We start from the raw sequence: 23,427 nt of genomic DNA on the forward strand, positions 1-23,427 counted from the left end.
AGGCTATTCATTTCCTTTTCCACGGCGACGTGGAAACCATCCGCTCCGCACAAAAATAAAATAAAAGAGAAGCGGCATCGGCGCCTGAATCAACCCCCATAACCCCCAAAACCAAGGCATACTGTCCCTTTTACGAGCATCAATGAATAGCCACGTTGATTGTGCGATCAAAGCAGAGATAAGCAAAATCCATCCCCAAATCGGTATGATCTTCAGCTCTTCCATGTTCGCACCTTCCTCAGGCCAAACGTTATGCCAACAAAACCTATGCCACCAACGGCAATGACCACTTGAAGTACAGTGAACCATACCAAGTTACGATTCAACATCCACATCATCATTCCAAAAATCAAACAAGCTAACAGCCAAAAAATCAAAAGATCCTTCCATAGCTTTCTTTTCATTTGCTGCTTATGCGCATCCACCATGTCCTCGAATCTTTGCAGCTCTGGAACATGCGGTGCATGAATAGCATCAAATCGATTTAATGTCTCTTGCAGTTGATCGTCGAACCACTTCTGATCCTCTATGTCCTCTTTAAGCTTCTTCATGCTCCGTTAGCTCCTTCCGCAGCTGCTTTAACCCATTATGCAGCCTTGATTTTACTGTCCCTACTGGGATATCCAGCATCGAGGAAATTTCCTCTTGTGAGTAGCCGTAATAATATTTCAACAATACCGGTATTCGAGTATCGCTATTCAGATCACCTAATGCTTGAAGCGCCTCGGGCCATTCATCTACTCGCTGCAAAGTATTGTAGCGAATGGACCTGAGCGACTGCTCCTCTTGCACCCAATGCTTTTCAAGCTCGTTTCGACGAATGCGATCAACAACAAGTCTTGATGCTATCGTTATAAGCCAAGTGGAAAATTTGGCTTTACTCTGAAAGGTCGCTATTTTTTCAATCGCTTTAAGCATCGTTTCCTGTGTGACATCCTCCGCACGTGTTTTGTTCATCGTTACTTTAAGTGCGTATTGATACAGAAATGAATAATTTTGTCGCAGCAGTTCAGAGAGCGCTCGCGAATCGCCGCGAACTGCTTGCTTAATTAGCTTCGTCTCGTCATGCACGAGCGCGCAACCTCCTCTTTTTCATTCACTTGTAGCTTAGACGGTTCACTAGCACATTTCGTTCATTTCCTTTTAAATTTATTTTTTTAAAATAAAACAACTGCGGAAATAGTAGCTCTTCCGCAGCTGTTGTAAGGAAAACCTTATTCTATTGTTTGTTATGACTGCGGCTGTACCAATTCCATACAGGCTGCAAGTCCGCACGATCGAGTGATTTCACACGATATTCGTAAGGGCTGCCCAGAACCCGAACCGCTATTGCAAACAGATTTTTCTTCTGCTGCCAAATGGAGCGGCTTACTCTCATCGTTACAATTTGCGGGCGCCTAACCATATAAGTTGATCGTGATAAAAAACGATTGCGAAGCGTTAACTGGCCTTCTCCCAAATAAACCCCCGCAGCGTTATAGCAGCTTTTTCTCCACAAAATAACTAGCGGCAACAATATCAGCGACCATAACCCATCTGCTTTAAATAATACGACTAATGCGATACATAAAAGCAGAGTAATCAATAACTCAATTCTAACGTAATAAATGAAGGCACGTTTCGGCGCACCGATTAGCTTAGCTCTCGAAGGAATGTTCATTTGAGGAACAAATTCTTCGAGTACAGTTTGAATATCGGAATACTTGAGAAAAGGATGCAGCATAAGCTGTTCCTTTTTATCCGATGATACGATTTGAAGCTGGATTTCCGCATAACCAATCGCCTGCCGCAGTGGTCCTTCGTTGACGATAACAGCCTGAACCTTCTTCGGGTCAAAAACAAACGATTTTTTCTCAAGCAAACCATAAGAAACTGCAATTTGCCTGCCATCTCTTTTAATGGAGAAGCCGCTATACTTGAGCACGTATAAAACGATAGACAGAAGCCATGCCAGCACAATTCCAATAACGACAACAATTACGATGAGTATGTAGCTTGGCATTAAACTAGTTGAATCCTCGACAACCGTTTCAAAAAAGTGATCCGGGAGAAGTTGATTGATAATATCATCTGCAAAAGAAAACAAACCCGCCAAAAACGCCGCTACGAGACCAAAATTAGTCGATGTCGCAGCTGCTTGAAGAAGCTGCGCAGCCGATAACGTTATCTCCGATTTTTTGGTGCTGGCCAAGGCAGCCGGAGCTTGCGGTGTAAGCGGCTTATTGTTTATTTTTACAACAACCTGCTCATCAGCCTGTTCATTGACCGCGATATGTTCAGCAGCCGGATCAGTCGGTACAACGATCGACGACGCTTGTTTTCTAAGCATGTACTGGATGTCATTTGCTTCTTTTATAGAGAGTGCCGGCAATATCCCATCTGCCTTCTTATTGCCGCCAGGCGTCTCGATCTTCACTTGAGCAACCCCGAGTATCCGCTGTATAAGCGGCTGCTCGACATTAACGGAGTGGATACGTGTATAGTAGATCGTTTTCTCATCCCTGAACAACAAGCCTTTTTGAATGATAATACGATCCTCTTCCAGCCAAAATCCGAAACGCTTCCATTCAAAAAAACTAAAGACTAATAATACGACAGATAACACGGCTGCCCCGGTATACCAGTACCAATTCAAATTAGTCCAACTGGTCCCTTTCAATACGCCGATCAAAATAACAGGAATAAAACCTTTAATCGTATTCAGCAGTCCGAACAATATATAAATTGGATGAAGCGTGCGGCGATCATTCATCCTGATCATCCACCTTAGCCAAAATTCCAATTTTACGTTTCAACTGCTCTGCTTCCGATTGCTTCAAACCACTGATCCGGTGGGTTGTAGCAGCTGTAACTATTGATACGCTAGCCAGATCATACTTCCGCATCAGAGGACCGCTCTCAAGCTCGACATGCTGTACTCGTACCATCGGAACAAGAACATTGCTCAAAAAGATAAGACCTGATTGAATTTCAAGCTCGTCGTCAAACAGCTCATATGAAAATCGCGTATACTTCATTTCTGGAATAACCCAAGTGAACATAATAAAAGAGATGGCAAAAATGGATAATGCGATCCATCCTGGTATTAGCGTCCAATCCCAAATCGTTGCACAAGAAAAATAGGCGATGATTAAAGCGAGAAAAATACCGTTCGTAATTAGCTCACTAATGCGATAAACCGTAATATAATCACGATGAAGCCGATTCGTTAACTTTCGATTCATTTCTATCGTTTCCCCCTCTATTTGTTAAGGCAAAAGAATGAGCTCCGCCTTGGAACGAGTCAGCGCCCTAGCGCCTTGCTCCGTAATTAAATAGCTATTCTCAATACCGACCACGCCTTCTCCCGGAAACGTGAATTTCGGTTCAACTGCGATAACCATACCGGGCTGCAGAGGCATTTGAAAACCTTTTGCCAGTACAGGCCACTCATCGATTTCAAGCCCAATGCCATGCCCTAGAAACTTGGCTTGATCCGCACCATAGCCCATAAAATGATCCGATAGCTTTGCCGCTGCACAGCTCTCAAGCGCAGCCTCGTAAAGCTTTGCGCAAGGGGTGCCAGGAATCATAAGTTTCTCAGAATCAGCAATTACTGACTCCGAAACCTTGTAGGCATGGTGAAGGGTTTCAGAAAGCTTCCCTATTACGGCTGTACGTGTCTGATCGATAACATATCCATCTACACAGCAGCCAATATCAATTAATATTGGTTCATTGCGTTTGATGATTGATCTGCTTACGCTTTGCGGCGATGCCCCGCCAAGACCAAGTCCGCCCGCAGGTCCGTCAAAATAGGATGGAACCGCTGCTGCAGCTCCCGAAATAACCATACCGGTCGTTATCTCTTGGTTATAGCCGCGCATGCGCATCAAACCAATATGTCCGCGAATGCGAAGCTCATATTCAACACGCGCCATCCATTCAAGCTCGCTGATTCCTTCCTTAAGGTCATTCAGCGCCTCGCTTAATGCTTGTGCCACTACTTCGGCAGCTGCCTCGATACGGCTTATTTCCCATGGAGATTTAATCATTCGCAATCTCCGAATGTGAGCTGAGCCATCCATCAGCTCGCAACGTCCCGATGTGCCAAGCAGCTCCGTCAGCTTGATGTATAGCTGCGCTGGAAGCACATCTAGATCGGCGGCTATCCGCAGCTCCTCTCCTTTGTTAAACAAATACGCATAGTTTTTTGCCAGCGTTTCTCCAAAAACACGAAAAGCACCGAGTTCCTCTACCTGAATGACCGTCTCCAGCTTAGCGCGTTGAACGCTGCGACGTACATAAAAGGTAGGTTCCCCAATGCTTGGAATAAATAAATAACCCGATTGCATAGATCCGCAAAAATAATATAGATCTACATTTTGAGTAATAAGAAAACCATTAATACTTTCTGCTTTCATAACGTCCTGCAATAGCTCAATTCGTTGTTCGATAAGCTCAGCAGGAACATCTGCTTTAATATCCATCACTTCGTTAATCAACTCCTATTTATTTCCCTCCCCTTATTACACCAATTTTCCAAATTTTCGTCAACCTGCTACCAGCTCCGCCGCCCCCTTAATATCCCATTCAATGGCATCCATCACTTGAAACGCTCGCGGATATACGATATGTACAATCAACACAACTCCCGGCCGATTAAGCGTCACCTCATAATCAAAGGTTTCATTTCGATAAAGGTATGGAAAGGTTTTTTCATCATTTACGATCTCAAATACAAGCACCTCAACTCGCTCTTTCAGAAATGATTCCGGCAGCGGCATGCCTTGTTCATCCAGCCTTAAATTTTCCCGCAAATATAAAGTCGCTGCAGCTGCAGCTTCACCTGGAGATAATCGAAGCACGCCATTGCCAAGCGCCGCTGGATCAAGCTGTTGTGCAGCTGCATGCGCAGCTCGATTAATCGCTCGTTTGCTTTGGAACAAGGTGCGCATCGCAAGCTCCTCTTCAACCTGAAGCAAATGAATCGATATCCAGACCGTCATCATCAACACGATAAGCAATAGCTTGTACATCGATTCATTCACCTCTTTCCGTTATGGCAAATATTCACTCATTTTCATTCCAAAAGCCCGCATTCGCTCGCTCGGCAGCGGAGGTGCCAGACCAATTAATCGATCTATTTCAAATAAATCCTCATACGGGTAGCTAAGTGTCAACGAAATGCCGGTCCCTCTTACAACAGGGGCGCTAGGGTTTGAAGCTGTGACACCACTCGTTGTAGCTAGTTTATATTCGATCTGGTCAGCCTGCATGCCATAGCGAGCCATACGCTGCCTAGACTGCTCTTGCATTTCCTCACTAATGTAGCCGTAGGTTCCACTAGCGCCTATTTCCAGTAAATAATCTACCTCCTGCTGCAAAACAGCTTGTCTAACAATGAGAACATGCTTATAAATGGGCGAAAACATAAGCCAGCATAAAAGCCCTGCAAACAAAACAAAAACCAATATTTGCTTCATGGACTCATTTCCCTAATATGGCTGCTTATCGAGCTGCCTGCTCCATCGATTTGCTTCTTCATTCCCTTATCACCATCAGCAACTGCTTGATAGCAAATAATTACGGCAATAAGCAGCAGCATCGATACAAGTATTGAGCGCAATAATGGAACACCTCCGCTCTACTTTATAAATTTATGCAGTTGAGCTTAAGGAAGCAGAGCGCCAATTTTCGTATTGGCTGCTGTTCCTTGCGATTCGATCTGACTGCTAGTTCCAGTCTTGTCCTCAGCGATGATTGAGTTAAACAAAACGATAACAACAACTAGCATCATGACTGTCATCAAAATATTACGCATGCTACCACCTCCTTTCCAAAATAACCGATTAATGATTAGCCTAGCGATTCAAACAGCTTCTGTCCTTCTCTCACCCATGGATATATAAACACTTGAAAGGTATACAAGATGGGGATTCCCGCGATGACAAACAAAAAATAAGAGGTTGATTCCTTACGGCTTTCTTTAGCCAGCTCCAGCTTCTCTTTATAATCCTCTATACGTACACGCAGCAGTTCGTAATATTGCGGACTCTCATGGAGTCGAAGCGCATCAATCGTTTCTACAAAGCTCAAAGCCTCCTCCGTTCCGAGCCTTTGCTTAAACCGTTGAAGTGCGCCGCCCGCATCGTGATACCATTCAGCCAGAAGCCGTTCAAGATCGTAGCGCATCGCTCTCGTAAAGGGTACACATCTTAGAAGCTTCGCATGGACATGGAGTGAGGAATCGGATAAATAAAGAAGCTGCCTGCTAATAATGAATATTTCTTTCGTAATTTGCAGGGTGCGCACCTTGCGAATAGAACGCAGCCATATTAGGTCGACATACAAAACAAGCATCACAATGAGTAAGCCTGGACCCGCATACGACATGGGGATATAGGCGTTTATACGCTCATACCATGCAGCAGCCAAGATAATCATCCCGCTTACACCTATTAATAACGATCGCCTTGCAAAAACATACCATGCTGTATCGATGGTTACACCACAGCCTGCGAGCAGCAGCTCCCGCTCTATAAACGAAGGATGCTGCCTTGAAATAAGCAAAAACCGCAGCCACTTATCGGGTGCTTGCCTCGTTCGCCACCCGAATACAGCAAGGTGCTTCCATCTCGATGGCCGCTCCGGCCACAGCTGCAAAAGCATATAAATCGCAGCCGCGCAGCCTATGCACTGACTTATTAACAGCGCTAACCGTATTGATACTCCTGTCCATTCAGGCATTTACTGCCTCCTTTCACATCTTTTTACGTGAAAGCCACAAACCCATAAGGAACGATGCAAAGATGAGCACCATTGCATTTAGCAGCATATCTCTTCCCATCGGGTCAACGATGTAGTAATAATAAGAGTTATCTTTGTTGTATCTGAGATTAATGCCTACAAATAAAGCTAGGAACAATATTGGCGTGAAGTTAGCTACACGAATTTCTAGCAATCGATTTCGTTCCTGCTCGCCCGCTCTTCTTGCCTTGCGCATATCGGTTAGAAGCTCTTTTAAGCTATCTGTTATAGGAGCTCCCTCAACAAGCTCCACCCGCAAAATATGAACGAAATAATCCGCCCACAAATGGCCAAGTGATACGGAGAGCAGCCTCAGGCTTGCTTCATCATCGCCTCGAACCGATAAATTACGATACAGCTGTTCAAAAACAAGCTGCATCGGTCCGAGCAGCCTTCTCTCCTCCACCGTGCGCTGCAGCGCAACCCGGACATGCCGCTCACCTGTTACGAGATAACATTGATAAAACAGCTCCACCGCAGGTAAAAAATCCATCTGCGTCTGCATTCTGCGGTGCACTAGCAATGCTCGTAATATTGTATAAGGGAAAAACCCTAGCAACGCGCCGAACAACAAGGTTCCTTTGACGCTTTGAAAAAATATGCCCCCAGAAGCAATCCCCGCAAGCAACAGCAATCCTGATACACAAGCAAAGGTAGCAGGCGTTATTTTCAATCGGAGCGTCTCGAGCAGTTCATTCAAATGATCATGCAGCCAGCTATATCGTCTGAACCCTTCAGCCAGCTTCTTGCGCCAGCCGTTATTTGCCCGGTAAGCCAGCTTGCTTCTAAGCTGCTGCTCAGCCGACCACAGCTTGAACAGGTGATACAACGCGATAAACATTAAGCAAAATAATAAGGATGCCGCTGCTGCTGTGGAAAGTTTATTCATCGTGGTGTCCCCCTGTGATTAGCCTGCTAGCCGACCTCACAGTTGGCTCCATTGGAAATTGCCAATCATTTCGCGACTCATCAAATCTTGCCCAGTCTCGAACGATTGTCTGCCCATTCTCCCAGCATAGCTCCCCTATCCGACTAACGACTCGCCGTCCGCCCAAGTAACTCATTTCAATGCCGACTTCGGTTACATACTGTGTAATTCGTTTTGCGAGCCGTTCAGCGTTCATGCCTCTTCCGTCGAGCATGCACATATCGGTTATCGCCTCTGGCACATCCTCCAGCCTATTCGCATGAACGGTCGTCATGCTTCCCGTATGTCCACGTGTGCAGGCACGGACATAAATATTCGCATCCATGTCGCGAATTTCGGCATGGATGATGCGCTGCGGCGACTGCCTGAGCGCGAGCTTAAAAGCTTGATCCGAGCGATGATAGGAATCCTCTTCATCGGTCATATATTCCACAACGTTTTTATTTGGAAAATCACGCCCCAGCATCATCTCAAATCGACTCTCAATCGTAATGATTCGTTCTTCATCAGGCAGCTCAGCAATTAAAGCTTTCATTAAATTGGTTTTTCCAGAGTTCGTTGGTCCAATTATGACCATATTGAATCGTGCAGCTAAGATGGCTTTAAGCAAGCTCTCTACTCGCGCATTAATCGTCTGGTATTCCTGTTTACTTAATGTCTCAAGGTTGAAGCTTCGTACCGTGTAGAATCGAATCGTTAAGGTTGGGTTTGCCGTGAAGCCAAAACCTGTCATCGTAACACGCGACCCATCTCGCAGCATCACCTCTGCCCATCGTTTACGCGGGTTGATGCGGTCATTATTGTAGAGCACTAAATTTTGCTGGATGCGCTCCACCTCTCGAATGTCGTTAAAGCGGTAGCCTGAAGCATTTGTAACCCCATTCTTTACCGTAAAAATCCTCTCGCCAACGACTTGTATTTCCTCCAAGCCTTCCTTGTCAGCAAGCACCAGCTCCAGAACATTCAATCCTATGACTTCCGCAAATAACGCCTCTGCGAGCGATTGAAACGAATGCTGTATATTAGCTGCTCCATGTATTCGAAGCCTAATTAATCGATCCGTGATAACCGCAAGAATTTGCTCACGCTCCTGCGCATAACCAAGCACTGCACGGTTCAATGTCTCGCTGTATTGCCTGCGCTCTTCCTCGCCAAGCCCGTGCGGGGCGCTTAAATAAGTTCGAATATCATCGGCAAGCTTGCCCATTTCCTCTTGTGCGTCCGATGGCAAATAAGAACCAACTGCATCATGCTCACGTTTTTCTTTCTCCGATTGCATTTGAGCTGCGAATTGGGAAGGCGAAAATCGATTTTGCCCCGCTGTCACGAACTCGTACCATTGCGATGCGCTAACAGTTTGCGATACCAAGGCTGTACTGCAACAGAAGTGCTCATACTGCGTATATTATGCCTCTTCATCATTGCTTTGGCGGGCTCCTGCATAACCTGCTTGCCCTCCGTATCAACCTTAAGCCACTGTGCATACGTCCCACTATCCAACTGACTAAAAACTGGCTCGCTTAATTGAAGCTGTCCAAGTGCCTTTGTTCCCAGCTCTTTGCAAATATGCTTCATCTGATAACCTCCGTTTCTCCATGGACCGTTGATAATGACCGAATCGTATTGTTCAGGCGCGACTTCAAATAATGGCGATACTTGGCCTATCCAGCGTCTTCCATCCTCTTGAAAATGCGATAATGCAGGAGTTGTAACGAGTATGCGCGAGCCCGCTCTACGGATAGAGCAAATAGTCGCTGCGTTGTCCCAATAGGCACCCACATCCAAAATGACAAATGCAAAAGTTTGTTCCGCAATAGAAAGCAAATGCTCCGCTTCTTCTGGTGTAAAATATTCAGCTTGATCTCTCATGAGATTACCGAACAGCACCTGCAAATTCGGCTGATCTGGCACAGAATATACGGCCCTGCGAAGCTTCTCCGGCGTCAACGTATAGGAACGAAGCTCTGGACGAAGCTTATCAAGCGTTACAAGCGGCTCGTCTACACCGATATACCGATGGATCTTCGCGCTTTTGAGATTAAGGCATAAGTAGCCGATTGGCTTGCCGCATGCTTCCGCCATACGATATGCGGTTGCAAACGCCGCGGTTGTCGTTCCGATATTGGGAGTCGTGCCAATAAATACTGCAAGAGTCGCTGGTGTTCCATTCACAATTACTCAGCCTCCTCTCCAGCAACCAAATCAAGCGATGTCGGACTGTAAGCTACAACCAGCTTCAAAGAGCCTCCCTTGCATAAGCTGTCGAGCTTAAGCCATTGTTCCTCCGACAAATTTAAATTCAAATAATCAATCATTCCGTTAGCTTCCCGCCTTGACGCATACATTTGCTCTTTATTTCCCTCAGCCAGCGAAAATAAATTCGGGTTCTCCATATTATCTATTTCGATGTTGCCAGATGTCTTGACCGAGGCTACAGTGACTGCCTCAGAGAAAATCCTCGTCGAGGGAGACGCATCACCTGAAGCGTATAGAAGCACCTTGTCACCTGCTCTGATCCCATTCGAAATCGAGCGTATATACTCCTTCGGAATTTGAAATGTCGACTCGCTTCTTCTAGGCTGCAAATAATAATCGTCGACCTTCCAGATCAAGAGCGGCTCCCCTTTGCCAAGGGGGATCATCGTTTCCTTCCCAGCAGCCTGCTCCAGCTTCAATACCATGTCGGAGACATAAGCAGATTGCGGAACCAATTTGTACTCTAAGTCGCTTTCCTTAAGCCGCTCGCCTGCCCCAATAAATCGTTTGGGTACGAGAACAGCTACCGTTTCCTCCCCCTGGATTTGAATTCGTTGCAGCTCATACATGCCATACACGAGGCTTGCCGACAACACCGCAGCTGTTAAACTAATGATTGCATTTCGTCTCTTTTTCATCCCCATTCCTCTCTGAGCACAAAAAAAGAACGCAGCAGCAGCCAACTAAGGCGTACTACGTGCGTTCTTCGCATAATAAAGCTCATATATAGGTTTGCAATAAGTAATTGAGTTCATAATAGCAAATTGAACTTTCATTTGTCTATCATTATTTTTCCAAGTTCAACAACATTCAGTAAAAGTCGACAAAAAAAGCCATTCAGCAGAAGGGAAATCCCTTCCTATGCCAAATAGCCCTCTCACTCATTAAAAATCAATTAATCCAACGCTGATTAACAAAGCATCATCAACTTTACGCATAGTTTCGTCATCCAAATGCGTAATCTTATCCGTTAATCTTTGCTTGTCGATCGTTCGAATTTGTTCAAGCAATACGACGGAATCACGATCAAACCCATGGGCGGCTGCATCCATTTCAACATGGGTAGGCAGCTTTGCCTTTTGAATTTGAGCTGTGATTGCAGCCACAATTACCGTTGGACTAAAACGGTTTCCAATATCATTCTGAATGACCAAGACGGGGCGAACACCACCCTGTTCCGATCCGACGACAGGCGATAAATCCGCAAAAAAGACATCTCCACGTTTTACAATCAACCTCTACACCCCGCTAACGAGACGGCCTAACGTATGATCTGCTTCTTCCTCCGCTTGAAAAGCTTCCGAGGCCATGTTCAGGTTTATTTTCGCCATTTCCATATACCCGCGCTGCATGGATTCTCGAATTTGACGTTTTTTGCGCTCCACCAAATACAGCTTCATGGCTTGCCGAATAAATTCGCTGCGGTTGGAGTTTTCCTTGGCTACAATCCCGTCAACCTCCTCCAGCAAGTGATCTGGCAGGCTAATCATGATTCTTTTGGTATTTTGTACATTGGCCACCGAACTCGCACCCCCAAAACTTTTCCATAACCTTAATACACATTATGACAATATATTGCCGTCGCTATACTTCAACATATCTATGATAGCCGTATATCAAATATGCTGTATGTTTTCATGTATAGCCATTATAGATGATCTGCCTTACTACATTCGAGATATTTGGCGAAAATCCTCTTCATTTACGAAAAATTGTAAGATGAAACAATTACCAATTCGAATGATGTTTAAGTTAGGGGGTTTTGCACAGCTATTATTTGGTTACCTCTGACATATACGCGAGGTACTCGTGTAGCAAGCATGCAGATTAATTCATAATTTAACGTTCCTAGCTGCTCAGCTACTTCCTCCACTGTAATAGCCTCATTGCCCTGGCGTCCAATGAGCACAACCTCTTCACCTGGCTCAATTGGCAACGCTCCCGCATCAGAAGCAGCATCAAGCGCTATCATACATTGATCCATACATATCGTACCTCGGATTGGCACTTTTACACCTCGTACAAGTCCGTGGGCTTTACCCGTTAGCATGCGACTAAAGCCGTCTGCATATCCAATCGGAAGTGTTCCGATGACTTCTTCGCTTTTTGAAAAATAACGAGTGCCATAGCTGATTCCCCAGCCGGCAGGTACTTTTTTGACCATAACTACTTCTGTTTTCAGCGTCAAGACCGGCTTCAGCTCCACTCGCTGCTGATTAACTTCTTCAGAAGGATAAAGACCAAACATACTAATTCCCAATCTTAGCATACCATCCGCAAATTGCGGAGTGTCAATGCCTGCAGCGCTGTTTGCCGCATGAATAATAGGTATAGGCAATCCATTCTGCTGGACATAATCTGCCACTTCTCGAAATCGCTCGTATTGCATGATCGTATAGCTCTTATCCTCTTCATCCGCACGCGCATAATGCGTAAACAATCCTTCAACTTCAACTTGAGGTATCTGCAACGCCTTTTCAATAAAAGATATCGCAGCGTCCTTCCCGATTATGCCGAGCCGTCCCATTCCGGAATCGATCTTGATGTGAACTTTAAGCTTTCGTCCACTTATGTCAGGCGGCAGTTTTGCAGCTGCTTCCATGATGTCATCCCTGAACAGGCTTATTGTAATATCACTGCTTCTAGCGACAGACAAGGCATCCGCAGCCACGAATCCAAGTACAAGAATCGGGGTTAGGATGCCTGCCTTGCGTAATTGCAATGCTTCATCAAGAAAAGCGACTCCTAAATAGTCCACGCCAAAGCGCTCTGCTTCCCTTGCTATTTCTACCGCGCCATGTCCGTAAGCGTTAGCCTTAACGGAAGCCATTAGCTTGCAGTCCTGTGGCATGGCATTGCGAAAAGCTTGTAAATTATGTCGTAATGCATCAAGTGATAATTCAACCCTAGTCGGGCGATAAAACGAATCCAAGTCTTTCACCTTCTCCTCATCTTTCAGCCACAACAGTCCGAGCAGCAAACATCAATAGCAATAATGTTAAACCTTGCTGCTAAGACTGTCAATGAAACGAACCTCGGAATTGGCTAGTACGTCTTGGAAATTCGTTCTTTTCCCCGCTTTATTTCCCGATTTCTCCCTGTACCGACTGTGCGACCTTAAGCATTTCGGACTCAGGCAGATTTGCACTGGTAAGCCGGAACTGATGACCCTCGTAAGTCCAGGTGAGCGTCTGTTGTTCATCACCGCTGAGCTGACCCCACGTAAAGCCTAGATCGACCATCACCCCATCTACTAAGGAGACTGCTTGATCTTTTGGCTCCGTCTGAATCAACGTGTAGCTATAATCACCAGTGTAACGTAGCATCAAACCTGGATTACCGCCAAACTTGATATCAACTAATTCCGGCTCGCCCACGCCATCTGGAATGTACGAAGGTTCCATTGCTGTGAAATTAGTAGCTTCAGGAGCAGTGCCCGTTGCAGCTCCATCGCCTTCATTTTCCGCAGCATTGCCGCTATTATTCGTTTGATTATTACCGTCTACTGCACTGTCAGTTCCTGGCTTATTCCCGTCTTTGTCCACTTTATTGCCTGGGGTTCCTGCTTCTACTTCAGTATTCGTATTTGTTCCCTTGTTGCCGGGTTGCTCCGGCGTAGTCATCGTTGGCTCTTCCGTAGCTTGATTAGTAGGAGCAGTATTCATGTTTGCTTCTGTCTCAAACACAGCTTTATCAAATTTTGGACCAAAATCAAATTTGTCAAATTTCACTTCGACCATTACCGTTGCATTCGTATCGCTGACCTCAACCTGAACCGGCTTGTAGTCTGCTTTATTAAGCCAAATTTTTTGACGAGACAATGACCCATTGTTGTAATTAGCCATGACATCAAACACGTAAGCATCTTGATCGATTACAAATTGCCGTGAGTTATCAACTAGGATGCTTTGAATGAGCGTTTGATATAAATATACTTGCCCTTGGTTTTGCGGCCAATCGCTTTGGAAGCGGAATACTTTATTCAGCTTCGGTGTGAGAACGAATACGCCGTCGTCATTGCGAAGCACGATTTGTGTAATGTCCTTCTCTTCATTTGTCAGCTTGATCCGATAAAATTGCGGCTTTTGATAGGAAACCTCCACTTTGTATTCGAGTGGCTGCTGTCCCGTTCGCAGCGTCATCGTCCCGCTTCCTTGATAGCTCTCCATACTGTTTACTACCTTGTCGAGCTCCTTAACCACGGACTCGGCGTCCTTCGTTCCGCAAGCCGCTAATGCTAATGAAAAAATTAATAATATTGCCGCGGTCCATGTCATGCGACGCATGTAATCATCCCCTCTGCACATTGTTTTTTACTGGCTGATAACATGTCTATGAGGGGACTTGACCAATTATGCGGACTAGTTTGACAAGCAGGGGCTTGGATCAAAATATATGGCTATCTCAGCTCAATTTGACTCGCTAATTTAATGCGCCGCCGGTTAGCAGCAGCATCGCGGCATCTAAGCGCATAAATACACCTAATCCTCCAACTACTTTTCAAAACTGCTCTAATAGATGCACTTCTGCACCTATATGCTTTATTTCCATCATATTTGTTGTGAACAGGTGCACTTCTGCGCTTATTTACACTCCACGATCGCTTCACGCATACTCTAATCACACTACCAACACTCTGCCTGTACAATTCACATATGATCCAATCGCACTCCTTGCACACTTCACAGACTTCACAAATGCACGCTCTCTCACGTAACCGGCCGCAATTCACAACAAATTTCAAGAATATAAAACTAACTAGTTTAGTGAGCACACACCTGTTAGCAGCGGCATCGCGACATCTAAGCGCATAAATACACCTAATCCGCCAACTACTTTTCAAAACTGCTCAATTAGATGCACTTGTGCACCTATTCTCGTCATTTCCAGCTCATTTATAAAAAACAAGTGCACATCTGCGCTTATTTATACTCCACGATCGGTTCACGCACACTCAAATTACACTACCAACACTCTACCTACACTATTCACATGCAGTCCAATCGCACTCCTTACACACTTACAAATGCACGCCCCCACACATCCAGTTAGTTAGTTTAGTGAGCTCACTCCGATTAGCAGCAGCATTTAAGCGCATAAATACACTTATTCCACCAGCTACTTTTCAAAACTGCTCAAATAGATGCACTTGTGCACCTATCTGTGTAATTTCCACCTCATTTATTAAAAACAAGTGCACTTCTGCGCTTATCTATACTCACAATCGGTTCACGCACTCTCCAAGTACACCACCTTCACAATTCAAATACAGTCGATTCACACTCCAACACTCTTTCCGAAAACGTATTTAGGCAGCTAAAGTATTGTAGAGGGGGCCTAGGGGGTTTCGGGGTTTCGGGGTTTCGGGGTTTCGGGGTTTCGGGGTTTCGGGGTTTCGGGGTTTCGGGGTTTCGGGGTTTCGGGGTTTCGGGGTTCCAGGGGTTCCAGGGGTTCTAGCAGTTCCGAAGGTTCGTAGGTTCCGGGGGTTTCGGGGTTTCGGGTGGTCTGAGGGGTTTTAACGGGCTGCTACAGGGGCTACAGAATCCATGGGTTCCCTAATTCCGTCTCTTGCTTATCGGCTGCCAGAATGTCATTCAATGGGTCAGGCGGCTTTTGTTTATCCGTCATCTGCTTAAAAGCAGCCATGGATCAGAATAGAAAAATAGCGATACAGGAAAACTCCCTGTAACGCTATTTTATCAAATTCAAATACTACTTTTGGGACAAACTAATCTGTAATGTAGAGAAATCCACTAGTTCTCTAAAAACTTTAAACCTATTCCAAATATTCAAATAGTCTGCTAAGTACAATCGCCGCTTCCGCTCTAGTCAGCTCTTTGTTGGCTTTGAGCGTTTGATCCGGCATGCCTTTCAACAAGCCTGCTTGGATACAAATAGACAGCGCAGTTCTGGACCAAGCGGCTGCTTGATCTTCGTCTTTAAAGCTCGCTAAAATGGCTTCTTCAGATGTCGCAAGAGTCGGCAGCTTACCTTTCATTTGCAGCACTCGCGTGATAATGACAGCCATTTCCTCACGGGTATGGGAACGGTCAGGCTCAAATCGATTGCCTCCTGTTCCTTGCAGCAATCCTGATTCCGATGCAGCCGATATCACATTGTTGTACCACTTGTCCCCACGCACATCTTCAAACGATTGAGAAGTGCTTGCTTGGAGATTGAATCCCCGAGTGAACATAGCCGCGATTTCAGCGCGAGTAATGGACGCATTAGGGTTAAATTTGTTTTCTGATACACCTGTTAGAATGCCTTTGGCTGCAAGAGCTTCAATCTCTTTTCTAGCCCAATGGCTGGCTGTATCCTGGAAAGTCACTTTAGTTCCCGCTCCCGGATCTGTGCCTGTGCCTGGACCAGTGCCCGCTCCCGGATTTGTTCCTGTTCCAGGATTCGTCCCTGTCCCTGGATCTGTTCCTGGATCTGTACCCGGTCCGCTATTGTCCGCCTGCACTTGCACCGTAACGATCGCTTTAAGCGTCGTACCTGCAACCGTGCCTTCTACTTCAAAAGTGCCCGTTTGCGCATAATCGGAAGCTTTGATCGCATTCCAGACGACCAAAAGATCTTTAACCGATTTGTCACTGTAAACGGCTCTCACAGTATGAGGCAGCACTGGTGCCTTTCCAACCGTAGTGGTCACTGACACTGTCTGCAAGCTTACAATAGCGATGACATGAGTCTCCAGCTCACTCACAGCTTTCTCCAAAGCTGTCCTCGCCGATTCAATTATTTCTATTGTTGCTTCAACATTGCTGCTTACTTCGATAGCGCCTTGCAGAGTCGCGGCTACAGTCGCCCATGTCACAGGCGTATACTCTGCTTCTTTAAGCGCTTGTGCATCTTTAATTGCTTGCAGGAGGAGCTCCTTGGCATAATCAACGCCCGTATTTTTGATGTAGAAATCATCCAATATAAAAGCATAATCGGAAGTCGCGTTACCGACGCCTTTGGCAATCATTTTAAACACGACCTGATAATCGTCTTGTGCTCCAGTGGTGTAGGTTTGGTTAAAGCGGATGTAGCCATCCTCTGCTTTAATCCCCGAATTAGGCTTGTTCTGCAGCGTTTCCTTCAACACGGCAGTGCCGGTCGAACGAGACAACACGCTGACCTCGTAGGTAACCCCATTTTCCATCGTATAAACAAAGCCAAGCTCATACGTCTTATTCGCTTTTAACTTAATGTCTGACTCATTTGATTTGATCAGTCTGCCCACGTCAGTTTCATTCAGCTTTAATGAATTCTGACCATTCAATACCCAAGTCATGACAGGACCGATTTTTTGGTCAGCTGCCTGAACAATCGGATTGTTGTCATGCGGGTTGCTCTCATCCGATGCAATATGAATCATTCGACTGCCGCCTCCATACTCGAAAGGCCCCCAGCCCTCATACACATTCTCAAAATCTTCCTTCACGACGTATCCAGCTTGCTCAGCACCGCTTCCCGCCGTCAGATGCTTCCAAATTCGGACATCATCGAATAGCACAGTGCCAGCTCCAGCATCTGCGATTAGCTTGATTGTTGCCGTTGTCGTGCCTTCTGGTACCTTAAATTTCACATTCATTCTCTGCCAAGTTGTGTCCACATATTTAAATGAACTTTGATGTGAACCGTCCAAGCCGGTTACATAATTGCTGTACGTTTTGCCGTTCATGGTTACCTGTAAAGAGGATTTTCTTCCTTTAACGGTTTGAGTCCATACACCAACCGTATACTCTCCTCCCGGAATCAATCCAGCGATTTGCTGAGACAACTCACCGGCACGGCTTCCCATTTCCGCATAGCGGTTCCAGTTGGACCTTACCATTTCTTTTGTCGTGTCGTATCCAACATCACCTTGAACGACCTTAATGGAAGCATTGGCCGTATCATTAACTGTCCATGATCCTTCAACATTAAATTTCTCCGAATTGAAAGCAAAATCCTTAATCAGGCTGCCTTCTCCCCATTCACCCGCAGAAGGAATCAAGTTTAAAGCGTCTGCTGTCGCAGGATATAGAACATAAGGCGTATTTTTGCTTGCCTTCGCAATCGTTAGCGATCCATCCACCGCAGCAATCGTATCTACAAGCACCTTGCCTTGCTGCGTTAATTCATACATGTTAAACAATGCAACGTCTTTAAAATCATTTGTCAGTTGCCAAGTCGTCGTATTACCGGTCGTATTCCAGTGGTACAATTTAGCTCCTTCGTTTATTCCTAAAGTCTGATTGGTCTTCACATCCCACAGCCACGGGATCAAGGAGTCTGCTTCGCTCGTATGACGCTCGGCTGTATCCGTCGTTGTTCCGGTATCTTTCCAAGAAGAGATGACTTTCCCGTCTTTGGAAAGTTCAATCTTATTGGTTGCTTTATTTCGTTTGGATACAACATTTTGTTCAAAAGTCACTTGATCCGTCTCATATTTCATGACGCCATAATGCTGCATAAATTTTGTTGGAAGCACTTCATTGAAAAACACGGTTACACCCTGTTGAATATCTGGCTTCGAATCCCCCCAAGTCGCTACGACCGGGATTTTCTGGCCTTTAAACAGCGCGTTGCCGACGAAAATATCGAGGTCATTTTTAACCAATCGGTAAAGAATGCTTTTGTTTCCTTGGTTCGGATAACCCAAATCTGTTCCCCAATGGACAAATACCGATCCTGGCTCAATAGGCCCCGCAAATTCGGTTCCTACTTTCAGCCCCAAGCCATTCGCATACTGCAGCAATTTATAAGCGTTGTAATCGTTGCCTGTGTATACATCGATATAATAAAAATCCAAAGCTGGGTCATTCGGGTTTGCTGGATCTTTAGTGAGATTGTACAAGTTTGTAAATCGTGACTTCAGATCACCGCTCAAAACATCCTTTGTCTGATCTACATAGTAGCTCGTATCGATCCAATCCCAACCTTTTGCTAGCCGATCCTGTTTATAACCGTTTGGCGTAGCGCCTGTCAGATTGGAATAGTTCAGCTCGTTTGCATCAAGATGGTATTCTGTGGCGTTTAAATGAACGCCGACGCGAAGGTTATATTTGGCCCCTTCGTCAATCAAGTAGTTAAAATCAGCTAATCCGCCCTGTCTCACTCCAATGTTGGAGTAAGAAGGAATATCATCGTCATGCCCTTCCGCCTGATAACCTTTTTCCAAAATCATTTGTCCAAAGCCGTCGGAATAATTGTACAGCACTCTACCGGTGTCCAAAGCGTTCAGGAACGGATCATTTGCCTGACTGGCGAAGTTGAACGCAATGTACATCATATTGTTTTTCATGTCTTCAGCGCCGAACGGCTGCACGTATATTTCTTTACGATAAGCCACAGCCGCATCCTGCCAGTCTACCTTCCCATCGGAATTGCGATCCTCGGTAAGAACAACGTTATACCACGGCAGTGCTTCCTTTTCATTGCTCTGGGTATGACGATAAGTCCACGATCCTGGTTTTACGGTAAGCTTGTTTACAAGGGACTTTTTCTCGGCGTTAACGAGTATCTTATTTCCGCCGCTCATCACGTTATTTTCCATAGACGCGCCCAGTCCTTCTGCGCTCACCATCGTCATCGTTGCGCCGAATGAACCGGTTTGATTCATTTTGGACATGTCGTCAACCAGCTCTTCCGAAATCCCGTGCCACTTGCCGTCAGACTTGTTCCAAGCGTACGTCGCGCCTTTCATAGAGCTATCTACATAGAAGAGTGAACTGTTCAACTCGAGAGATCTGACAACAAAATCACTTTTTTCTTGAATTTCGCTCACTTCGAATCGAACAACGTTATTTTCTTTTGCTTCTATGAAAGCCTTAATCACCACGCCAATTTCGTCAAAAGCCATCGTATAGGCATATTTGCTTTCGCCAACCTTTTCCGAAACCGTCTGAGCTGTATACTCCGTATTGTTAATTTGTAATGTATTGGTTTGCTCGTCTGCTGCTTTCATCGTCTTATTGCCGACCAGATAAGAAAAAATACTCGGAAAATCCTTATTCAGCGTCACAGTCAAATCGTCTTTGGTGATCGAATCAAGCTCCGCCGCAAGCTGAAGCCTTGGCATGGATTCCTGTTCAACCACTTTGAGATTGGCAATCGTCATTTCTTTGGCGCTATACCAGGAACGCACTCCAAATTTCCCAGCCCCTGAGGTCACCGTATTATCCGTAACCGCGCCCATATCCGTCCTGTTGCCATCAGCATCAGTAATAGCGAAAGTAACTGTGTTGCCAATCAGATTCAATTCGATTTTATACACAGTATCAGCCGCCATGGAATACGCAGTAGGGAAGTTGGAATCGTTGCCGTTTGCAGAAAGCTTCCAAGTTCCATTGATGTCATGAACGATAGATACGTAGCGGTTATCGTCATATCCTCTCAAAATAAATCCATAGCGCCCTCCATCTGACCCAGCGCCTACACTCGTCTTGAAATCAAAGGTCACTTTCTGATCGACAACGTCTGGACTGTTATTATCGGTAACGAGAGATACGCCCGGCAGCCTTAATTTAACGCTGCCTTCGCCGCTTTCCAGCACGGCCGGACTGCTTGAATCCATCGCGCTCCAGTTAGGCGTTGCGAAGTCAGGCTCATAAATTCTGATTTCTTCTGCGGTCATCGCATCCATCTCAACTTGCATCACTTCATTTCCGGAATTATAAATTCCAAATGCACCTGGGGTGAAGTTTTTCGCTTGGACATTGCCCGCCAAAATGCCATTCACATAAAGATTCAACTCATCTTCGATCAACCGTACCCGCAAAATAAAATCTTTGCCAGGTACAATTTCAACGCTGTCTCCGATAGCTATTTTCTCTCCACCGTTAGCTTGATACATCCATTTTCCTTGACCTTCGTAATAAATGGCTGCATTGCCGATTTTAACTCCTGCGGACGCAGTATTTGTCCTCATCTTGACCTGGTATACGCCGTTTTTCACAGGTACGATATCTTCATTTATCGCAACCGATCCCGAAGCGATACTGCCCTTCAAATAACCATCGACGACTTGACTGCCGCCGAGTCCTGTCCAGTTCATGCTTGAAGCTGTCTCATAATATTGTTCATAATACATCTTGCCTGCGACAGGGGAAGTATCCATTTGGATAAATTCCTCCGTGAACAAAATGTTGTCCACATACAAGTCGCCTTGCCCGTATACTCCGAATGAACCTTCTCCGAATTGTTGTCCGGACGGTAAATTCGCAGTCAACTTAGCTCCATTTATACTTAGTGTGACCGAAGAGTCGCTATATTGTAATCCGACCTTATTCCAACTCATAAGTAATGGACTCGGTGAAATAGCGTCACTTGCTACAAAAGGAATAGTGCTGCCATCCTTCTCCAAAATCCAGTGGTCATTCGCAAATTTCACCAAAGAGCTGCTGCCTATAGCAAAACCAATCGAATCAGTCGTAGGTTTCACATCCAGCATATAGGTTGCGCTCTGTAGGAGAGGCGCATCGTTATTCAATACGGTACCCGTGATGCCGGACAACTTCAAGAAGCGATTGCTGCCTTCTTTGACGATGGATGGAGAGCCGCTGCTCCACCCTCCCGTAATGCCATCCTGGAAGTTGTTGCTGTATTGCACCAATTCCTTTGGAGTAATCATCTGATTCGTATACTGCAGGTTGTCGATATACAGCTCTACTGTGCTTCTAATTCGAAGTCCAAACAAGCCTGCCGCATCGGTAAATTCAGCAAATGTAATATCGCCAACTAGCTTTTTGTTCATATAGACCGTAATTGTTTTTCCATTAAAATTGAACAATAGATTGTTCCATTTTCCCTGAATCGGATAAGGAATATTTAAATTGCTGCCCCAACCGGAGCTGGATTCAGGCAACCAGCGATTTGGATCGACTCCGATTTCGCTAAAGATGCTTGCTGTCTCATTCATTCTGAAGCCAAATGCAAAACCTTGGCCGCTAGAAAGCTTAACAGGATTGACTAGCTTAAAGTCCAATGAAAGCGTACCCGATTGTAGCTGCGGGGAATCCAAATCTGCTCCGCGTTCTTTAGCGCCTTTTTTTAGCGATAATACCTTATTTCCTGTAATGTCGGTTACCACTTGAGCGTTAAGGCCGGACCAACGGGGTGTGTACGCTGGGTCTTCGTAATTTTGTACATAGTTGATGATATCTGACGGTTTTTCGATTTGGCCAACGCCTTGAATGTTAATATCCTTCAAAACGACTTGTCCTGTCGCAAAACGTTTATACAAGGCCACCTGACCTATTCCAGCCTTCAAATTCAATAAATTCGTTTCTTTGTTGTAATAGGTAACGCCATCAACGATAACCAATAGCTTGTTTCCGTTATAACCAATTTTGATACGGTAATCGGTATCCATTTTCAGCTCAGGTCCTTCAAAAGATTCCCACGCGCCAGAACCATCTGGGCTTTGAATGACCCAAGTTGTACCCGCATCATAACGAATAGACAAGCCTTGGGTAGAATTATAGGCTCCGATTACAAACCCGATATTGCCTTGCGTCCCGCTGGTGTAACGCAGTGTTGCATCGATTGTGCCGGCGGACAGCCATGGTCCTTTATCCCAAGCAGCAATAGCGATATTTTTTTCTAACGAATTCATCTCTACCGTCAGCCCATTGTTAACCGATGTAGTCCCGTTTCCTTTCATAAAAGTCATCAATTCGGGCTGCATGGACTGATAGTTGTTGCTGTAGGAAACGATGCTTTGTCCATCTGGTACATTGCTCGTCATCTCATTCAGAAATACTGTAAAATCGTTTTCCCTCACTGTAACTTCGGCGGAAGCCTTGAGGGGAGTGCCTTGAACGCTGCCTTCAACTTTAAAAGCTCCCGCCTCAGCATATTGCGAGGGATCGATTTCGTCCCAGCTTACCTGAACTTGTCCAACGGATTCATCGTTAAATACAGCTTGTACCTCCAGCGAAAGAACCGGCGGGTTCCCTATTGTTGTGTTAATCTCGATAGAGGGAATGCTCGCGATCGTTTTTACCTCAACGACTTCCTCTGCATAGGATACCGCACTTGGCCATATAGCCAGTTGACTCAAAATAGCAAAACAAATCATCCAAACATACAATTTGAAAACCGTGCTTTTTTTCCTCTTAATCATCTTTCACCCATCCTCCATGGTAATCTGATCCTAATTGGATTTTATTAGCATAGAACAGATGAAAGCGCTTAAGAATGATCATTTTTGTTAGAAGTCTGATCTTTTTTGAAAAAAGTCTGTATGGGATGGGGGGAGCCACGGTGTTGCCCGCTTCAGCTGCATCTAGGTGCATTTCTGCTCCTATTCCGCCAACTACTTTTCAAATCCAAGTTGAGTCCGTATACTTGTGTAAAAAGCTAGCATCTCAAAAAAAGAGAGCCATAGCCAAAATCCTCGTTTAGAATGGAGTTGTCGAGACAACATTCAATGGAGGGATTATGGTATGACTCAGTATCAGATTAACGTAGATTCAGAT

At 45.3% G+C, this 23,427-nt stretch carries 20 protein-coding genes; all 20 read right to left on the minus strand.

What is annotated here, in order from left to right:
- Nucleotides 1-3: 3 nt before the first annotated feature.
- On the minus strand, nucleotides 4-225 hold the full coding sequence (locus AB4Z45_RS30660; RefSeq protein WP_441913211.1) for a sigmaY antisigma factor component: 222 nt from the start codon (nucleotides 223-225) through the stop codon (nucleotides 4-6).
- Complete coding sequence (locus AB4Z45_RS30665) at nucleotides 213-551, minus strand: YxlC family protein (protein WP_441913213.1); 339 nt, start codon at nucleotides 549-551, stop codon at nucleotides 213-215. The genes AB4Z45_RS30660 and AB4Z45_RS30665 overlap by 13 nt, the downstream gene beginning before the upstream one ends.
- Nucleotides 538-1,071 (minus strand): RNA polymerase sigma factor SigY, encoded by a 534-nt coding sequence (sigY, locus tag AB4Z45_RS30670; RefSeq protein ID WP_441913215.1) that lies wholly within the window; start codon nucleotides 1,069-1,071, stop codon nucleotides 538-540. Before sigY ends, AB4Z45_RS30665 begins: the two co-directional genes overlap by 14 nt.
- A 148-nt stretch (nucleotides 1,072-1,219) precedes the next feature.
- Nucleotides 1,220-2,752, minus strand: coding sequence for a PH domain-containing protein (locus AB4Z45_RS30675; RefSeq protein ID WP_441913217.1), 1,533 nt, complete (start codon nucleotides 2,750-2,752; stop codon nucleotides 1,220-1,222).
- Nucleotides 2,745-3,224 carry a PH domain-containing protein gene (locus AB4Z45_RS30680; protein WP_339207432.1) on the minus strand — a complete coding sequence of 160 codons (480 nt, stop codon included), beginning with the start codon at nucleotides 3,222-3,224 and terminating at the stop codon, nucleotides 2,745-2,747. The genes AB4Z45_RS30675 and AB4Z45_RS30680 overlap by 8 nt, the downstream gene beginning before the upstream one ends.
- A 24-nt stretch (nucleotides 3,225-3,248) precedes the next feature.
- A complete protein-coding gene (locus tag AB4Z45_RS30685) occupies nucleotides 3,249-4,469 on the minus strand; it encodes a M24 family metallopeptidase (RefSeq protein WP_441913243.1) in 1,221 nt (406 codons plus the stop codon).
- Nucleotides 4,470-4,532: 63 nt separating this feature from the next.
- Nucleotides 4,533-5,018: a hypothetical protein gene (locus tag AB4Z45_RS30690; protein WP_441913220.1), complete on the minus strand. Its 486-nt coding sequence runs from the start codon at nucleotides 5,016-5,018 to the stop codon at nucleotides 4,533-4,535.
- Nucleotides 5,019-5,039: 21 nt separating this feature from the next.
- A complete protein-coding gene (locus AB4Z45_RS30695; RefSeq protein ID WP_441913221.1) occupies nucleotides 5,040-5,465 on the minus strand; it encodes a hypothetical protein in 426 nt (141 codons plus the stop codon).
- On the minus strand, nucleotides 5,462-5,608 hold the full coding sequence (locus AB4Z45_RS30700; protein WP_441913223.1) for a hypothetical protein: 147 nt from the start codon (nucleotides 5,606-5,608) through the stop codon (nucleotides 5,462-5,464). Before AB4Z45_RS30700 ends, AB4Z45_RS30695 begins: the two co-directional genes overlap by 4 nt.
- A 45-nt stretch (nucleotides 5,609-5,653) precedes the next feature.
- Nucleotides 5,654-5,803, minus strand: a complete 150-nt coding sequence (locus AB4Z45_RS30705; protein ID WP_179089950.1) for a hypothetical protein — start codon at nucleotides 5,801-5,803, stop codon at nucleotides 5,654-5,656.
- Between the two features lie 35 nt (nucleotides 5,804-5,838).
- Nucleotides 5,839-6,729 (minus strand): hypothetical protein, encoded by an 891-nt coding sequence (locus AB4Z45_RS30710; protein ID WP_441913225.1) that lies wholly within the window; start codon nucleotides 6,727-6,729, stop codon nucleotides 5,839-5,841.
- A gap of 13 nt (nucleotides 6,730-6,742) precedes the next feature.
- On the minus strand, nucleotides 6,743-7,678 hold the full coding sequence (locus AB4Z45_RS30715; protein ID WP_441913227.1) for a type II secretion system F family protein: 936 nt from the start codon (nucleotides 7,676-7,678) through the stop codon (nucleotides 6,743-6,745).
- A complete protein-coding gene (locus AB4Z45_RS30720) occupies nucleotides 7,671-9,086 on the minus strand; it encodes an ATPase, T2SS/T4P/T4SS family (protein ID WP_441913229.1) in 1,416 nt (471 codons plus the stop codon). Before AB4Z45_RS30720 ends, AB4Z45_RS30715 begins: the two co-directional genes overlap by 8 nt.
- A complete protein-coding gene (locus tag AB4Z45_RS30725; RefSeq protein ID WP_441913230.1) occupies nucleotides 9,041-9,889 on the minus strand; it encodes a hypothetical protein in 849 nt (282 codons plus the stop codon). The genes AB4Z45_RS30720 and AB4Z45_RS30725 overlap by 46 nt, the downstream gene beginning before the upstream one ends.
- Before the next feature lie 2 nt (nucleotides 9,890-9,891).
- Entirely contained in the window at nucleotides 9,892-10,611 is a 720-nt protein-coding gene (locus tag AB4Z45_RS30730) for a flagellar biosynthesis protein FlgA (RefSeq protein ID WP_441913232.1), read from the minus strand.
- A gap of 246 nt (nucleotides 10,612-10,857) precedes the next feature.
- Nucleotides 10,858-11,208, minus strand: a complete 351-nt coding sequence (locus AB4Z45_RS30735; RefSeq protein ID WP_028609438.1) for a type II toxin-antitoxin system PemK/MazF family toxin — start codon at nucleotides 11,206-11,208, stop codon at nucleotides 10,858-10,860.
- A 3-nt stretch (nucleotides 11,209-11,211) separates the two neighbouring features.
- Nucleotides 11,212-11,493 (minus strand): CopG family ribbon-helix-helix protein, encoded by a 282-nt coding sequence (locus AB4Z45_RS30740; RefSeq protein WP_028609437.1) that lies wholly within the window; start codon nucleotides 11,491-11,493, stop codon nucleotides 11,212-11,214.
- Nucleotides 11,494-11,720: 227 nt separating this feature from the next.
- A complete protein-coding gene (alr, locus tag AB4Z45_RS30745) occupies nucleotides 11,721-12,905 on the minus strand; it encodes an alanine racemase (protein WP_441913234.1) in 1,185 nt (394 codons plus the stop codon).
- A 148-nt stretch (nucleotides 12,906-13,053) separates the two neighbouring features.
- Nucleotides 13,054-14,259: a DUF4367 domain-containing protein gene (locus tag AB4Z45_RS30750; protein ID WP_441913235.1), complete on the minus strand. Its 1,206-nt coding sequence runs from the start codon at nucleotides 14,257-14,259 to the stop codon at nucleotides 13,054-13,056.
- A gap of 1,490 nt (nucleotides 14,260-15,749) precedes the next feature.
- Entirely contained in the window at nucleotides 15,750-23,072 is a 7,323-nt protein-coding gene (locus tag AB4Z45_RS30755; RefSeq protein WP_441913237.1) for an endo-alpha-N-acetylgalactosaminidase family protein, read from the minus strand.
- Between the last annotated feature and the right edge of the window lie 355 nt (nucleotides 23,073-23,427).

Source organism: Paenibacillus sp. MCAF9 (assembly GCF_052114265.1).
GTDB lineage: Bacteria > Bacillota > Bacilli > Paenibacillales > Paenibacillaceae > Pristimantibacillus.